This window comes from Candidatus Thiodiazotropha sp. AKIB8 (assembly GCF_058244675.1).
In genome coordinates, this window is record NZ_JBSYOO010000051.1 from 14,452 (window position 1) to 30,347 (window position 15,896).

Here is a 15,896-nt window from a genome sequence, read left to right on the forward strand (position 1 = left end):
GCTGATATCTACATCAGACATAGTGATCCGATGGCGGGGTTTCTAGAACCCCGCCATCAATCTTCCCATCTAAATCCCTTCAATTTGCCGTAATATTGGATTGACCTGAATAAATTCTCTATTGGGTTTTATCATGACAGCTATAGGGCTACTTCTTGAGCCAACAAATCGAGGTGTTTTTGACAGATAATCATGAAACTGGATTCTGCAGTTGACCGTTGTTATCCATCGTAAGGAAATGACTCGCGATTAACGGCGAACGATGCCTTGCCGGACACGCCGGGATTTCCCTCGAATCTATCTCAAACTACCGATTCCAGGATGAAAGCCAACAACACTCCATTGACTAGGATTGTCTAACCCGGCAACCTTGTATCTGAAGCTGACCGGGATGCCGGTCAATCATAAGGCGGCTAAAGAGCTAAATCATGCTTCGAAGAATTTCTGTAAGGAGCATAAAATTGCTCTGCCTGAATCGAATCAATCTGTGATGGCTAATATTGGCCTTGTCTGGTTTCCAGGTTAATTATCTCTGGAGCGTAGGAGAATATACATGCAGCATCGTCTAAACGGCCGGGACATCCTCTACTTTGGTGGACTGGTCGCGATACTCATTACCCTGATTCTCGCCATGTATATGGTTGACCGGCAGTGGCAAAAGATGGCGCAAATGGAACAGCTGATGCGCGAACAGGCGACAGATATTCGCGAGATGAATGTTCAAATCAGGTCGCTGGGCAGACGGGTCTCTGAGGGTGTCACTGTTGCTTCAGGTGCAGCGTCAGATGAAAACGAAGCTGTGCCTGCGGCTTTCCAGAGGGCCTATCAGGCAACTCAAAAAGGGGATTATGCTGAAGGGGACTGGTTGGTCAGATCCTTTGGCGTGAACCTGAAATCCCTTACCCCCTTTATATCTGAAGATGCCTATTCATCCACTGTACAGGGTTATATCCTTGAGAGTCTGCTGACTCGCAATGCCGATACTCTGGAGTGGGAAGGCTTGCTCGCCAAAGAGTGGCAAGTCAGTGATGATGGTCTGACCTTTGTCTTTAAACTTCGTGAGGGTCTGCAGTTTTCAGATGGTAAACCCCTCACTGCTGAAGATGTTGCGTTTACCTTTCAATTTATCATGAATCCGGCAATACAGGCGCCGAGGGAGCGGGCCTATTATGAGAAGATCGAATCTGTTGAGGTACTGGATCCGCTGACAGTGCGGTTTCAGTTCGCTGAGCCCTATTTCAATGCCCTCTCCCTGGCTGGTGGACTCTCTGTGATGCCGAAGCACTTCTATGAGCCCTATCTGAAAGAGCCGAACAGTTTCAATCAGTCAAAAGGCTTGTTGCTTGGTTCCGGACCATATCGTCTGGAGGATCCGAGCAACTGGTCGCCTGACAAAGGCATAATCGAGCTGCAGCGTAATCCCCGCTATTGGGGGATGGTACAACCACCCTACAATCGTCTGATCTGGCGGGTTATTGAAAATGATAGCGCGCGACTGACTACCTTTCGTAATGGAGAGATCGATACTTATGTCTCTAAACCCAGGGAGTATAAACAACTGGTGGATGATCAGGATTTGGATAAAAAGGCTGAACATTGGGAGTACATGAGTCCCGTCGCGGGATATAGCTATATCGGATGGAATCAGGAGAGAAAGGGGAAAGCTACCCGCTTTGCTGATGTCAGAGTGCGGCAGGCAATGACTTATCTGATAGATCGTGAACGTATCAATGAGGAGATTTTTCTGGGTTATGCAGACGTGGCGATCAGTCCATTCAGCAGTGGCAGTAAGCAACATGATCCTGATCTGATGCCGCGAGCCTATGATCAGGCAAAAGCAATGGCACTGCTGAAAGAGGCCGGATACGCCGATAGTGACGGTGATGGGGTACTCGAAGATGAAAAGGGTGAGCCCTTTGAGTTTGACTTGGTCTATTTTCAAGGCAACGATGACACCAACCGTATGGTGCTGTTCATCAAAGACCTGTTAGCCCGAGCCGGTATTCAGTTACAGCCTAAGCCTACAGAGTGGTCGGTGATGATCGACTTGATGAAAAAGCGTGATTTTGATGCGATTACCCTGGGCTGGACCAGTGGCCTTGAAACCGATCTCTATCAGATGTTTCACAGCAGTCAGATTGCGGATGGTGGCAATAATTTCACCGGCTATTCAAATCCTCAGCTGGATAAGCTGATCGATGAAGCACGGGCTACAGTGGATGAGGAGAAGCGCATGCCTTTGTGGCGGGATGCTGAGAAAACGCTCTTCAGAGACCAGCCCTATACATTCCTCAAACGGAGTAAAAGCCTGGTTTTTATCGATCGACGTTTGCGAAATATAGTCTCAACCAAGCTCGGCCTGAATCTGGGAAGCTTACCGGTTGAGACTTATGTACCGATCAACGAACAGCGATACAAGCAGTAATTCTTTATGTTGACCTATCTGTTTCGAAGAGTGCTGTTGATGATTCCCACCTTACTGGGGATTACCCTGGTGGTGTTTGTCGTTATGGCCTCTTCCCCCGGTGGTATCAGTGCTCAGAGTCTGGTTGAAGGGCAAAATCTCGATCCCGAAGCGAAGCGAGAGATAGAGGCTTACTATAATCGGCTCTACGGTCTCGATGATCCACCATATCTGCAATATTTTCGCTGGCTGAATAACGTCTCGCCGGTCGGATTTGTCTTCGATGAAGAGAATAGTGTGAGTGGTTTTTCATTCACCAAAGGAGCCGATTTTGGGCGCAGTTTTCGCTATGGGCGTCCGGTAACTGATCTGCTGGCTGAACGGGTACCGATAACCATTCTGCTGAATGTACTGAGTATCCCCCTGGTCTATATGCTGGCTCTGCTGGTGGGGGTTCGAGCGGCTGTCGAGCGGGGGCGTTCGTTCGATGTCAGCAGTGGTATTGTGATGTTGGGGCTCTGGTCGGTGCCGACCATGTTGGCCGGTGTGCTGTTGATTGGATTTTTTGCCAATCAGCAGTATTGGCACTGGTTCCCGACAGCCGGTTTGAGTGATCGTCTGGCAATGGATCAGGTGTTTCTACCCCATTGGTCGAGTCTATGGGATGTGGCTTTGCTGTTTGTCAGTGTGCTGTTAGCGGCAGCGCTGTTTCTGACAATCAGCCGCAATACCTCAAAACCACTCAGAGTAGGCTTTCTCGCACTCTGCTGGGGAGGGCTGGGGGTTTTAATGGTTCAGGCCTTACCTGAGGCGGAACATGCGTTATCACTTTTTATCTTCATACCGACACTATTCGCTTTGCTAGCCGGTTGGTTGGCCAGTACCAACTATATTTTGATGCGCCAATTGGGATTTCTCACCACCGGTCTACTGGTTGGTCTGATGTTGGCAGTGTATGGGATGCAGGGGAGCTGGCTCAGAGGGTTTCTGGTCGACCGTTTATGGCATTTGGCCCTGCCTGTATTGTGCCTCTCCTATGGGGGGTTTGCCGGACTTGCCAAATTAACCCGAACCTCAGTGCTTGAGAATCTGCTCTCCGATTACGCCCGCACCGCTCGGGCAAAGGGTTTGTCTGAATCAGTCGTACTGTGGCGGCATGTCTTTAGAAACAGCCTGCTGCCTTTGATAACCGTTGCGGCGAGTCTTTTACCCAGTCTATTGGCAGGTTCTGTCATTGTGGAGAGTATCTTCAGTATTGAGGGAATGGGTAAGTTGGCGGTGGAGGCTGTGCAGACCCGGGATAGAGAGCTGGTATTGTCGATTACCCTGATCGGTGGTCTATTGACCCTGTTTGGCTATCTGATGGCCGATATCCTCTATGCACTGGCCGATCCGAGGGTGAGTTATGACTGATCGGCAACGTCAGAGCTATTGGCGAAAGATTTTAGGGCAAACCTTCATCCGTTGGGGGGCCCGCTTGGGACTGTCATGGGTTGCTCTGTTGGCGCTGGTCGGAATATTCGCCCCCTTTCTGGCGAGCAGCTTCCCTCTCTTGCTCAGTCAACAAGGTGTCATATCGAGCCCGGTATTAACCTACCTTGAAGCTGAAGATGTACTTTTTCTGAGTGCCTTTGCCAGTCTGCTCATTGTTTTACCCTGGCGAATCTCTACAGCACGAAAAATGGTGGTTTATTTCTGCTTACTGGGTATAGGAGGCGTATTGGCCTACAGTTTTGTTGCCCCGCCAAAGCTGGTGATCTATGAGCAATATCGAGTAGCTGAACAACAGGGCGATTACGATTGGGTTGTCTACGCGCCGGTTCCTTACTCACCTAAGGACTATCAGCGGGATCTCGGTGACACGGGTCTCGAAGCGCCTTTGTCTCAACAGCATCGCAGCCATTGGTTTGGTACTGAACAAAATGGCGCTGACGTCCTCAGTCGTATGATACATGCCTCCAGAATCGCTTTGGGTATCGGCTTTGTTGCAACCGGAATAGCGATGGTACTCGGGGTGATTATCGGTGGCTTGATGGGGTACTTTTCTGGCATTGTCGATATGCTGGGTATGCGCCTGGTAGAGATATTTGAAGCTGTCCCAACTCTATTTCTATTACTTACATTTGTTGCCTTTTTTGGACGCAGTCTCTATATCATGATGGTCATCATAGGCATTACCAGCTGGCCCGGTTTTGCCCGCTATGTTCGTGCTGAGTTTTTACGTCTGCGCCGGCAGGATTTTGTTCAATCGGCTGAGGCGGCAGGGCTACCACTCCACTCAATTCTGTTTCGGCATATGTTGCCGAATGGGATGGGGCCAGTTTTGGTGGCTGCGAGTTTTGGTGTGGCCTCCGCAATTCTTGCTGAAGCAACCTTGAGCTTTCTCGGGCTTGGTTTAGTGGACGATCCATCCTGGGGTGAGATGCTTAACCAGGCGGTGCAATCATCCCGATTCAATTGGTGGATGGCGGCATTTCCCGGCGGGGCAATCTTTTTTACGGTATTTGCCTATAACCTGATCGGTGAATCATTAAGAGACGCCATCGATCCCTATTTGAGCAAGTCAAACTGATGCTGCTGTCTGTAAAAGATTTAAAAGTCTGGTTTAAGCACCAGCCAGAACCCATCAAGGCAGTGGATAGTATCGATTTCCAAATCGACCGCGGAGAGACTTTCTGTTTGGTAGGGGAGTCCGGTAGCGGTAAATCGATTACCGCACTATCCATAATGCGCCTGTTACCTGAAACGGCACTGAGCACCTACAGTGGCGAAATCCTCTTTACAACGGGTGATGGGGAGGCTGACGATCTAACACTGCTCAGTGAGGCGGATATGCGGCAGGTGCGCGGTGGTCGTATCGCCATGATATTTCAGGAGCCGATGAGCTCCCTGAATCCTGTTTTTACCATCGGTGAACAGATTCTGGAGGCTGTAAGACTCCATTTTCCTCAACTCTCCAATGCAGAGGCCTGGGCACGTGTAATGAATGCGTTACGAGAGGTGCAGGTGCCTGACCCGGAGACGCGGGTCAACAGTTACCCTCATCAACTCTCTGGTGGACAGCGCCAACGTGTGATGATAGCCATGGCGATGGCCTGTGAGCCCGACCTTTTGATTGCTGATGAACCTACAACGGCTTTGGATGTTACGGTACAGCGAGAGATCCTGAGATTGATGAAAGCGCTGCAGGAGCGCACTGGGATGGCGATACTTTTTATTACCCATGACTTTGGGGTGGTTTCAGAAATCGCTGATCGGGTTGGCGTCATGCAGAATGGCAAACTGGTGGAGACTGGCAAGACAGAACAGATCATCCACTCTCCCGGACATCGATATACTCAGTCACTGATCGCTGCACTGCCTGAAAACCTTGCCCGGAGCCAGCCCCACAAGCCGCTGGAGGATCAACAGCCACTGATCAGATTGTCTAATCTGGAGATCCACTTTCCTGTGCGTAAAGGATTGTTACGCCGGGTAGTGGATAAAGTCCGGGCTGTTGATGGTGTCGATCTGGAGATTCCCCGCGGACAGATCCTCGCTCTGGTGGGCGAGTCGGGCAGTGGTAAGACCACATTGGGGCGTGGAATTCTGAGACTTACCGAACCAACATCGGGTCAGATAGCCTTTGATAACACAGACATCACAGAGATGAATCGAAGCCAGTTACGTCGCTTTCGCCGTAATATGCAGATCATTTTCCAGGATCCGATCTCCTCACTGAACCCCCGCTTGAGTATTGCTGCCATCCTCACCGAACCGATGAAAGTTCATAGGATTGGTGAGAGTCGCGATGAGCGAATTGAAATTGCGCGGGACTTGTTAAGGCAGGTTCAGATGGAGGAGGATGCCCTATGGCGTTATCCCCATGAGTTCTCAGGTGGACAGCGACAGCGGATAGGGATTGCCCGGGCATTGTCGCTCAATCCCTCTTTTATTGTATGTGACGAAATCACCAGTGCGCTTGATGTTTCTGTTCAGGCTGAAATACTCAAAATGCTACTGGAGCTTCGGCGGCAGCACAGTTTGACTTTACTCTTTATTACCCACAACATTGGTGTTGTTGAGTATGTGAGTGACCGTACTGCAGTGATGTATCAGGGTAGGATCGTCGAGCAGGGACTCACGGAAGATATTGTAAATCGTCCGCAAAATGACTATACACAGCAACTCATTGCTGCTGTGCCCAGAGTGCCCCTCTAAAACCATAAATAAAGATTGTTACTGTATCCTGCCGATGAGACTTACAATCCAAACCAAGCTGTTTCTCAGCCACTTTGCCGCAATCGTCCTGGTTTCCGGGAGTGTTGGTAGTTACTTCTATCAGAGTGCGATAGAAAATTTGATGAGCGCACTGCAATCCCGGCTGAAGAACAGTGCTGCGCTGATCAGTCATGGTTTTGAAAATGCTGAACTCGATACGATTCGTAATGAGCAGGATATGTCTCTGGCCAGCTATAAAGAGTATGTAACTCTGCTACGTGGCTATGTAAAAACAAATCCCGATATCGCTTTTATCTATGTGATGCGTAAAGTTGGCGATAAAGCTGTTTTTGTACTCGATTCCGATATACAGGAACCCGCATCACCAGGGGAGGAGTATGAGCCTGATCTGATAACGATGATGGATGGGTTTTTACGCCCTTCAGTCGATAAGGAGATTGCTGGGGATCGCTGGGGTTTTTTTCTTTCCGGTTACTCTCCAATAGAGGCAGGAGAAGATGAGTATCTTGTTGGCATCGATATGCGTGCGGATGAGGTGAAAAGTAAGTTCGAACATATCCGGCTGGCTGGTTTTTTATCATTGGTCCTCTCAATTACCCTGGCAATGATATTCAGTCGACTACTCTCACATAACTTCACCCAGCGTATTACCTCGCTGGCCACTCGATTTGCCCAAATCGCACCCGCAGAGCAGATGAGTGACACGCATACCAATGGTGACGAACTGGATCAGTTGGCACAATCGTTCGACATGATGTCGAAACGTCTTGAGGCCAAGCAGCAACAGATCAAAAGCAATCAGCTTGAGCTTTATAGTGCACATGAAGAGCTGGAGGAGCGGGTTGAGACCAGAACTATGGAATTGGTGCAAACCAATGAAAAATTGCTGAAAGAGATAGCTGAAAGAAAAAATGTGGAGCGTATGCTGGAAGAGACGTCACGCATTGACTACCTCACTAATTCCCTCAATCGGCGTGCCATGAGCAGAAGACTGGAGCAGGTGGTTTCCCAGAGTGAGCGTGGCTCCAGTAGTTTTTGCCTCATTCTGCTGGATATTGATTACTTCAAGCAGATCAATGACACCTATGGTCACGATATTGGCGATCAGGTATTGAAATATATCGTAAAGCAGTTGCAAGCCCAGATTAGGGATGCAGATGAACTCGGACGTTGGGGGGGAGAGGAGTTTATAATCCTCTGCCCTGAAACCCAACTTGCTGATGCGCTATCTCTTGCGCAACGGCTATGTGATGATCTGGCTAGCAATCCAATGACACTGATCGACAAGCAGCTCTCCATTACCGCCAGTTTTGGTGTCTCTCTGTTTCAAGCTGGTGAGTTGCTTAGTAACTGTCTCAAGCGTACTGACGATGCACTCTATGCAGCTAAAGCAAAGGGTCGTAACTGCGTCGTAGTTGCAGATAGCTGAGTGGCAACAGATTAACTGCTACTGAGGAGAAAAATCATGTCAATCGATTGGCAAAACAGTACAGCAGCTATCTGGCGACCCCGCAAGGCCTACCTGCGTGAGATCGAAAACACTGATCCGATTGAGCTGGCGCACCTGGTTGGTATTGATCAACAGAAGCAACAGTTGGTAAACAATACTGAACGCTTCATCAAGGGTGCAGGGGCAAACAATGCTCTACTTTGGGGGGCTCGTGGAACCGGAAAATCCTCACTGATCAAAGCGGTTCTGAATGAGTTCAAGATTCAGGGGTTGCGATTGATTCAGGTGGATAGAAATGATTTGGTTGAGCTGCCGGAAATAGTTGACGAGATCAGAACTCTGCCTCAGTACTTTATTGTTTTTTGTGACGATTTGACGTTTGAACAGGGGGAGGCCTCCTATCGTGCGCTGAAGAGTGTTCTGGATGGTTCTATAGAGGCGCCACCTGAAAATATACTGATCTATGCGACCTCTAATCGACGCCACCTGCTGCCGGAGTCGATGGATGATAATCAGGATGCAGTCCTGGTGGGGCGGGATCTCCATCTTGGTGATACCGTAGAGGAGAAGTTAGCCCTTTCAGACCGTTTTGGTCTATGGCTCTCTTTCTATCCTGTGAATTGGCAGGGCTATTTAGAAATTGTTGACCACTACTTTAAAGATTATCAGGGGAGCCGCGAGACACTGCATGAGGCAGCCAAACAGTTCGCCATGGCACGGGGTGGGACTAAAAGTGGTCGTGCAGCACTTCAGTTTTACAAAACCTATTTTGGATCATAAGAGAGGTTCTATTATTGTGAGTAGAGGCCATCTCTCACATGCCTCGGCAAGTTCCTGATTAGCCACTCGTGGGGGGTATCTTTGCTGATGCTTTAGTAGACTAAAGTTCTGGATTCCTCATCAGATGTTATGGCATTTAAAACGCGTCACCGGTCTCTGTTCTCATCAAGTCAAGACGCTATTGTTCCGCCGCTTGATCAATGCACGTACGTCGAATGTGATGAAGATGAGGAGGATCAGTAAATACCCGGCCATGACAATGATCATCCACTGAGGCATGCTCAGGCCAATGAATTCCCACTGGATATCATCACAGAAGCCTGAAGGTTGAAAGATTGAAGGGAACCACTCATCCAGCTTTAACCAGGATGGGAATTTTGCATTTACATCACAACTCATGGAGGGAGGAATGATGCCAAGCTGTAGCCCTGATTGCTTGAGTGCCAGATAGAGACCCCATACTCCACCCGCTATCCAGAACAGATAGCTTGTTAATCGGATTACGAGTAGATGGGGTGCGCTGGCGCCAATCATGGACGCGATAAAAATAGAGAGTACAGCGACACGTTGATAGATGCACAAGACACAAGGGTCCAATGACATTCCGTGTTGAAAATAGAGGGCTGCCAATTCAAGTAGTAGCGCGCTGGCTGCAAGCATAAGCCAAGGTGTAGAGCGGTGATGAATCATGGCAGTTGAAGCCTGATAGTAATCAGCATCTATGTGTATCCTATATTTGAGGAACCTATGAACAAATCGCCGACCGACATCTTGCCCTCAAGATGCAACAACTCTACATTGTGAATCTTCCCAATAGCTGGGTTATTACCCAAGATTCGTGCCTTGGATCGAGCTATTTGTGATCGACGATATGTTTGCTGTTGAATTATTCAGAGGTTCTTTAATCAAATCGATAAATTATCTCTTAAAACATATCACTATATGGCATGAGTTGTCATAGTAGTTTAGAAAATTTTACTATTGTTATAAACACTAAAGGAGTCTTAATAAATGCGTTGCCATGAGGTTGATTACGAAATACTCGGTTCAGAGATGCAATTGGTGGAAGTGGAGCTTGATCCACAAGAGACGGTTATTGCTGAAGCTGGTGCAATGACCTACATGGAGGAGGGCATAGATTTCGAAACCAAAATGGGTGATGGCTCCAATCCTGATGAGGGGCTGATGGGTAAGCTGTTTTCTGCTGGCAAACGTGTATTTACCGGAGAGTCGATATTCACTACCCATTTCACAAACCGGGGATCCACTAAGCAACGTGTGGCATTTTCAGCACCCTATCCAGGGAATATTGTGCCGTTAAACATGGCCCAGCTGGGTGAGAAGGTTACCTGTCAAAAGGATGCATTTCTCTGCGCTGCATTGGGCACTAAAGTCGATATTGCGTTCAATCGGAAGATAGGTAGCGGTTTGTTTGGTGGGGAAGGCTTTATTCTCCAGGCCCTTGAGGGAGATGGTATGGCCTTCATTCAGGCTGGCGGTACGATTGTTGAGAAAAAACTCAGTGGTGAGACTCTAAGAGTGGATACAGGCTGTTTAGTCGGTTTTACCAGTGGTGTGGAGTATGACATACAGCGCTCAGGTAATCTGAAATCGATGGTATTTGGGGGAGAGGGGCTATTTCTTGCGACTCTGAAAGGGCATGGCACGGTCTGGTTACAGAGTCTGCCCTTCTCGCGCATGGCAGACAGAATCTTGTCAAATGCACCATCAGCCGGAGGCAGTGACAAGGGTGAGGGTTCAGTTCTAGGAGGAATAGGGCGGGTGTTCGATGGCGACTGAACAGGCTTTGGGCCCCATGTTGAGGAGGGTTGGCAAATAACCTGTCGATATAAAGTGTAGGGTGGGGCCATGCCCCAGCAACTGCACTAGCGCATATTACGGTTATACAGGTTGATACTCTTTTGCTGAGTATGGAGGGTAATCAGGTAGGCTTATAGCTGCTGTTTCGGATACATCTGCTTCAGAATTCAACCCCCTGTTCAGCCTTGATACCCTGTTCAAAGGCGTGTTTGATCTTGCCCATTTCAGTCACTGTGTCTGCGACAGCCTGGAGTTCCGCTGGTGCATCTCTGCCAGTCAGAACCAGATGCATCCAGGCGGGCTTATTGTCTCGGATGAAATCTGCTATCTCCTCTCCACTGATCCAGCCATACCCACAGCAATAGTTAATCTCATCCAGGACGACCAGATCGTAGTTCTCTGAGACGATCTTTTGCTGGCAAAAAGACCATATTTCACGGCTTGTCTGGCGATCTTGATCCGGATTCTTTGTATCCCAGGTGAAGCCATCGCCCAGGGCATGCCATTCAATGTTTTCGAAGCGCGATGCGGCTTTCTGTTCACCTGTTTTCCATTTGCCCTTGATGAACTGAATGACTAAAACCTTCATATCCCATCCGGCGGCGCGGAACACCATGCCGAACGCACTTGATGATTTACCCTTACCTTCACCTGTGAGAACCAGTGTCAAGCCATGTCGATTATTGCGCTGTTTCATTAACTTAAAACCTATCAATTAAGATGCCGGGTTTATATTAACCCGGCGACTAAGTATGTTGTCTTCAGCCGAAGTGTGCCAGCCTGCGGCAAGGCATCAAAACGCCGCTGTAGCACTCCTACAGCAAGTTTTGATAACGCAGTCTGCAGGCAGGCACACTTCGGCCTGTCTTTTAAAAAATCATATTGTTAGGGGTTTCAAGCCTGCCCTTGCTCGGTGTTGCGGCTCTTGACAAGGGAACAACCATTGCCTGCGAGCCGCGCCTTGATCAAGGGCAGGCTTGAAACCCTGAAGACAACATACTTAGTCGCCGGGTTAATAGAGATTGAATGTTTAGGAATTTTGTACATTGTGGTGGCTGACTGGGTGGGGTGTTGCGAATTATAATGAAAATCGTTATCATTTAGATATTGATGTTAAATTATTAGTTAAGGGGTACTATCCGTGTCACTTTTAGCCAAATCAGTTGTGTTGCCTGTCGTACTCAGCATGCTCATTCCCATGGTGGTCAATGCAGAAGAGGTTAACCTCTACTCTGCACGTAAAGAGAAATTAATCAAACCACTGTTAGACAGGTTTACTGATGAAACAGGAATAGAGGTAAATCTGGTAACCGGTAAAGCGGATGCGCTACTACAGCGTTTGCAGAGTGAGGGTCGAAATACACCTGCTGACTTGCTGATCACCACAGATGCAGGTCGTTTGCATCGTGCAAAGGCAGCTGGGGTTACTCAGTCTGTGGAATCAGAGGCACTCTCTGAATTTATACCGGGTAATTTCCGTGACCCTGATGGTCACTGGTTTGGTCTCACCTTAAGAGCACGTCCTATTCTCTATGTGAAAGAGCGGGTGGATCCGTCAAAACTCTCTTCTTATGAGGCTTTAACTGATCCCCAATGGCGTGGTCGGATCTGTATAAGATCATCGGGTAATATCTATAACCAGTCTATGGTAGCCTCAATGATTGAAGCGAATGGTATCGATGTTACTGAGGCCTGGGCGAAATCTTTTGTGAAACAGTTCGCCCGTCCACCTAAAGGCGGGGACCGGGACCAGATCAAAGCAGCAGCAGCGGGTGTTTGTGATATTGCTATTGCCAACACCTACTATTTAGCAGGGATGTTAAATTCGAAAGAGGCAAGTCAGCGAAAAGCAGCTGAGAAGATGGGAGTCTTCTGGCCCAATCAGTCTGGCAGAGGGGCACATGTCAATGTCAGTGGTGCAGCTGTGATCAAGACAGCAAAACACAAGCAGGCCGCTATCAGACTGCTGGAGTTTCTGGTCAGTAAATCATCCCAGGCGTGGTATGCAGAGACGAATGGTGAATATCCGGTGAGAGATGATGTCGAGGAAGGTGATACTTTAAAGGCATGGGGTGAGTTCAGATTGGATAGGATTAATCTCAGTCGACTAGGCGAGCTAAATCCAGAGGCGCTTAGATTGATGGATCGTGCCGGGTGGAAATAGAGAGATAAGTGTGGTCGTTCTATGGAGATTATAACCGGACAATTTACTGGGAGTCTTTTTAATTGAAAAAAGTTGACACAAGAGTGGCTGAGCAGAGATCTGTAAGACCCTGTCTGTTGGTAACTGAAGCCACAAGCCATGCTGGCAGCAGATAGAAGTAGAGTACTCTCTCGACTCTCATTCAGGATGAATGGCTGGAGTATTGGTGTACTCGCCATCGCTCTGTTGCTTTCGGTCCCTGTATTGGTAGTGCTCGGATACCTCTTTGAACCCGCCGGTGAGGTTTGGGAGCACCTGGCTGCTACGGTGTTGCAGGACTACATCACCAACTCACTATTGCTGATGGTTGGTGTGGCCATAGGGGTTTTATTGTTGGGGGTAAGTACGGCCTGGCTGACCAGTATGTGTCAGTTCCCGGGACGCTGGCTGTTTGAGTGGGCGCTGCTACTGCCGATGGCGATTCCAGCGTACATCATTGCCTACACCTATACCGGGCTTTTCGACTTTGCCGGTCCTGTACAGACGCTTCTGAGAGAGCTGACTGGATGGGGGTATGGTGATTACTGGTTCCCTGAGATTCGCTCCATTGAAGGTGCGGCACTGATGCTTTCACTGGTGCTCTATCCCTATGTCTATCTGCTCTCCAGAGCTGCTTTTATGGGGCAGTCAATCTGTGTTTTGGATGTCAGCCGAACCCTGGGTAACGGTCCTTGGAGAACCTTTTTCAAGGTAGCCTTACCACTGGCGAGACCGGCGATTGTTGCCGGATTGTCTCTGGCATTGATGGAGACCCTGGCTGACTACGGCACAGTGCAGTATTTTGGTGTTTCCACTTTCACCACAGGTATCTTTCGTACCTGGTATGGTATGAATAACGCCGCTGCGGCAGCTCAACTCTCCGCCATGTTATTACTGGTTGTGTTCACTCTGATCCTGATTGAGAAGGGATCCCGCAGGCAGGCTCGATATCATCACACCACTCAGCGGCATCAATCATTGACCCGCTTTCAATTGAACCGCAAGCAATCTTTGATGGCTTTTGTTATCTGTTCAGGGGCGCTCTTGTTAGGCTTTATTTTACCGGCTGGTCAGTTGCTTTGGTGGGCCATGACCACAGCAGAAGAGAGTCTGGACAGTCGTTTTTTCAGTTTAATAATCCATAGCCTGCTGTTGGCGGGCAGTGCCTCTCTGTTGGCGCTATTACTGGCGCTTTTTCTCAGTTATGGCAAACGCCAATATGGAAGCTGGCCGGTTATACTTGCAGTGAGGACTGCGGGCATGGGGTACGCCATTCCAGGTACAGTGATTGCGATAGGCGTCATGATTCCCTTTGCAGCCTTCGACAATAGTCTGGATGAGTGGATGCGTGGCGAGTTCGGCTGGTCTACAGGTCTCTTACTGAGTGGCACACTGGTTGCCCTTATCTTTGCCTATCTGGTACGTTTTCTGGCGGTTTCACTGCAAACAGTTGAAGCAGGTTTGGGTAAGATTCGTCCGACTATGGATGAAGTTGCCCTGTCGATGGGGGCCGGTTCAGGAGAGATTATTCGCCGGGTGCATATGCCAATGCTTAAAGGGAGTCTGATGACTGCTCTGCTGTTGGTATTTGTTGATGTGTTAAAGGAGTTGCCGGCAACACTGATACTACGTCCCTTCAACTACAATACGCTGGCGGTAAGAGCTTATGAGTTGGCCTCCGATGAACGATTGGCTGATGCCTCATACGCTTCGTTGACCATTGTGGCTGTTGGTATTTTACCGGTTATTTTATTAAGTCGTTCCATTACACGGTCGCGTCATGCCGAATCAACTTAAAGTCGAAAATATCAGAGTCAAGTATGGTCGGCAAACCGTTGTTGACGATGTCAGCTTTGCCTTGCAAAAGGGTGTGATAGGTTGCCTGTTAGGTCCCAGTGGCTGTGGTAAGACCAGTCTGCTGCGTGCCATAGCGGGATTCGAACCCCTGGCAAAGGGAGAGATACAGCTCGATGGTCGTTGTGTATCTCGCCCTGGTGAGACCTTGGCACCTGAAAAAAGACGCGTGGGCATGGTGTTTCAGGATTTCGCCCTCTATCCCCACCTCAATATTGAGGAGAATATTGCCTTCGGACTACGAGGGTTGAGTAACTCTCAGCGCAAGCAGAGGGTGAGAAGCCTGCTAGAACTGGTTGGATTGTCAGGTTCAGAAAAGAGGTATCCCCATCAATTCTCCGGTGGGCAGCAGCAGCGAGTCGCCCTTATCCGGGCCATGGCGCCACAACCGGATATACTGCTGTTGGACGAGCCCTTTTCAGGGCTTGATGTAGAGTTACGAGAACAGTTGGCCCGTGAGGTGCGGGATATCCTCAAGCGGGAAGAGGTTACCGCCATACTGGTGACGCATGATCAACTGGAAGCCTTCGCATTGGCCGATGCGATTGGTGTCATGGGTGAGGGGCGATTGCGGCAATGGGATAGTGGTTATTCCCTTTACCATCGACCCAGGGATCGTTTTGTTGCCGATTTTATCGGTCAGGGGGCGATGGTGCCTGGCCATGTCACCGAGGATGGTGAGATTCAATCTCCTTTGGGGAAGATAAGAGGAGAGTTCGTTGAGTCACCCAAAGTAGGAGAGGCTGTAGAGTTGCTGTTACGTCCTGATGATGTCATTCATGATGATCAGAGTGACTTCAAGCTTAAAATAGTGGATAAGGTTTTTCAGGGCGCAGAATATCTCTATACCCTGGCACTCTCAGATGGCACTGAGATATTGTGTCTGGTTCAAAGTCACCATGATCATGGGATAGGCGAGATGATCGGGATTCGTCTCTTTGTTGATCATGTTGTGGCTTTTCCTGCAGTTTAAACACTTCTGAACAGCTTCGTTACCTCACTTCTGTTTTTCATTGCATGTCTAGCCACTCAGTTAATATCAGCAGTAGTGGCTATGTTTATTTGATTGATAGTATAAAACTATCGATAAATTAATAATAAGTGATTTCAATTATCAAAGATTCGGGCATAGAGTTATATCAGGTCATCCCTAAACGGATGAAAAAAACTGATCATCCATCAAA

12 protein-coding genes are annotated in these 15,896 nt (G+C 48.7%); 10 read left to right on the plus strand and 2 right to left on the minus strand.

Annotated features, from left to right (window positions below):
* Positions 1-553 precede the first annotated feature (553 nt).
* The 6 genes from AC4IFB_RS18370 to AC4IFB_RS18395 are packed head-to-tail and all read left to right on the plus strand — an operon-like array spanning position 554 to position 8,855.
* Positions 554-2,425, plus strand: coding sequence for a peptide-binding protein (locus tag AC4IFB_RS18370; protein ID WP_490778899.1), 1,872 nt, complete (start codon positions 554-556; stop codon positions 2,423-2,425).
* 6 nt (positions 2,426-2,431) lie between these two features.
* The gene (locus AC4IFB_RS18375) at positions 2,432-3,817 is read left to right on the plus strand and encodes an ABC transporter permease (protein ID WP_490778898.1); all 1,386 of its coding nucleotides are present in this window, start codon (positions 2,432-2,434) and stop codon (positions 3,815-3,817) included.
* On the plus strand, positions 3,810-4,976 hold the full coding sequence (locus AC4IFB_RS18380) for an ABC transporter permease (protein WP_490778897.1): 1,167 nt from the start codon (positions 3,810-3,812) through the stop codon (positions 4,974-4,976). Before AC4IFB_RS18375 ends, AC4IFB_RS18380 begins: the two co-directional genes overlap by 8 nt.
* Entirely contained in the window at positions 4,976-6,604 is a 1,629-nt protein-coding gene (locus AC4IFB_RS18385; protein WP_490778896.1) for an ABC transporter ATP-binding protein, read from the plus strand. The genes AC4IFB_RS18380 and AC4IFB_RS18385 overlap by 1 nt, the downstream gene beginning before the upstream one ends.
* A 34-nt stretch (positions 6,605-6,638) precedes the next feature.
* Entirely contained in the window at positions 6,639-8,054 is a 1,416-nt protein-coding gene (locus tag AC4IFB_RS18390; RefSeq protein ID WP_490780959.1) for a GGDEF domain-containing protein, read from the plus strand.
* 36 nt (positions 8,055-8,090) lie between these two features.
* Positions 8,091-8,855 carry an ATP-binding protein gene (locus AC4IFB_RS18395; RefSeq protein ID WP_490778894.1) on the plus strand — a complete coding sequence of 255 codons (765 nt, stop codon included), beginning with the start codon at positions 8,091-8,093 and terminating at the stop codon, positions 8,853-8,855.
* Positions 8,856-9,020: 165 nt separating this feature from the next.
* Here the strand turns inward: AC4IFB_RS18395 and dsbB are convergent, their stop codons facing one another.
* Complete coding sequence (dsbB, locus tag AC4IFB_RS18400; RefSeq protein WP_490778893.1) at positions 9,021-9,545, minus strand: disulfide bond formation protein DsbB; 525 nt, start codon at positions 9,543-9,545, stop codon at positions 9,021-9,023.
* Between the two features lie 321 nt (positions 9,546-9,866).
* Here dsbB and AC4IFB_RS18405 point away from each other — a divergent pair, with 321 nt between their 5' ends.
* On the plus strand, positions 9,867-10,655 hold the full coding sequence (locus AC4IFB_RS18405; RefSeq protein WP_490778892.1) for a TIGR00266 family protein: 789 nt from the start codon (positions 9,867-9,869) through the stop codon (positions 10,653-10,655).
* A gap of 181 nt (positions 10,656-10,836) precedes the next feature.
* Here AC4IFB_RS18405 and cobO read toward each other — a convergent pair whose 3' ends face one another.
* The gene (gene cobO, locus AC4IFB_RS18410; RefSeq protein WP_490778891.1) at positions 10,837-11,373 is read right to left on the minus strand and encodes a cob(I)yrinic acid a,c-diamide adenosyltransferase; all 537 of its coding nucleotides are present in this window, start codon (positions 11,371-11,373) and stop codon (positions 10,837-10,839) included.
* 489 nt (positions 11,374-11,862) lie between these two features.
* Between cobO and AC4IFB_RS18415 the strand changes: the two genes are divergently transcribed.
* The 3 genes from AC4IFB_RS18415 (at position 11,863) to AC4IFB_RS18425 (ending at position 15,685) form a co-directional block, all read left to right on the plus strand.
* On the plus strand, positions 11,863-12,840 hold the full coding sequence (locus AC4IFB_RS18415; RefSeq protein ID WP_490778916.1) for a Fe(3+) ABC transporter substrate-binding protein: 978 nt from the start codon (positions 11,863-11,865) through the stop codon (positions 12,838-12,840).
* A gap of 138 nt (positions 12,841-12,978) precedes the next feature.
* Positions 12,979-14,655, plus strand: coding sequence for an ABC transporter permease (locus AC4IFB_RS18420; protein WP_490778890.1), 1,677 nt, complete (start codon positions 12,979-12,981; stop codon positions 14,653-14,655).
* A complete protein-coding gene (locus tag AC4IFB_RS18425) occupies positions 14,639-15,685 on the plus strand; it encodes an ABC transporter ATP-binding protein (protein ID WP_490780960.1) in 1,047 nt (348 codons plus the stop codon). The genes AC4IFB_RS18420 and AC4IFB_RS18425 overlap by 17 nt, the downstream gene beginning before the upstream one ends.
* Positions 15,686-15,896: the final 211 nt, after the last annotated feature.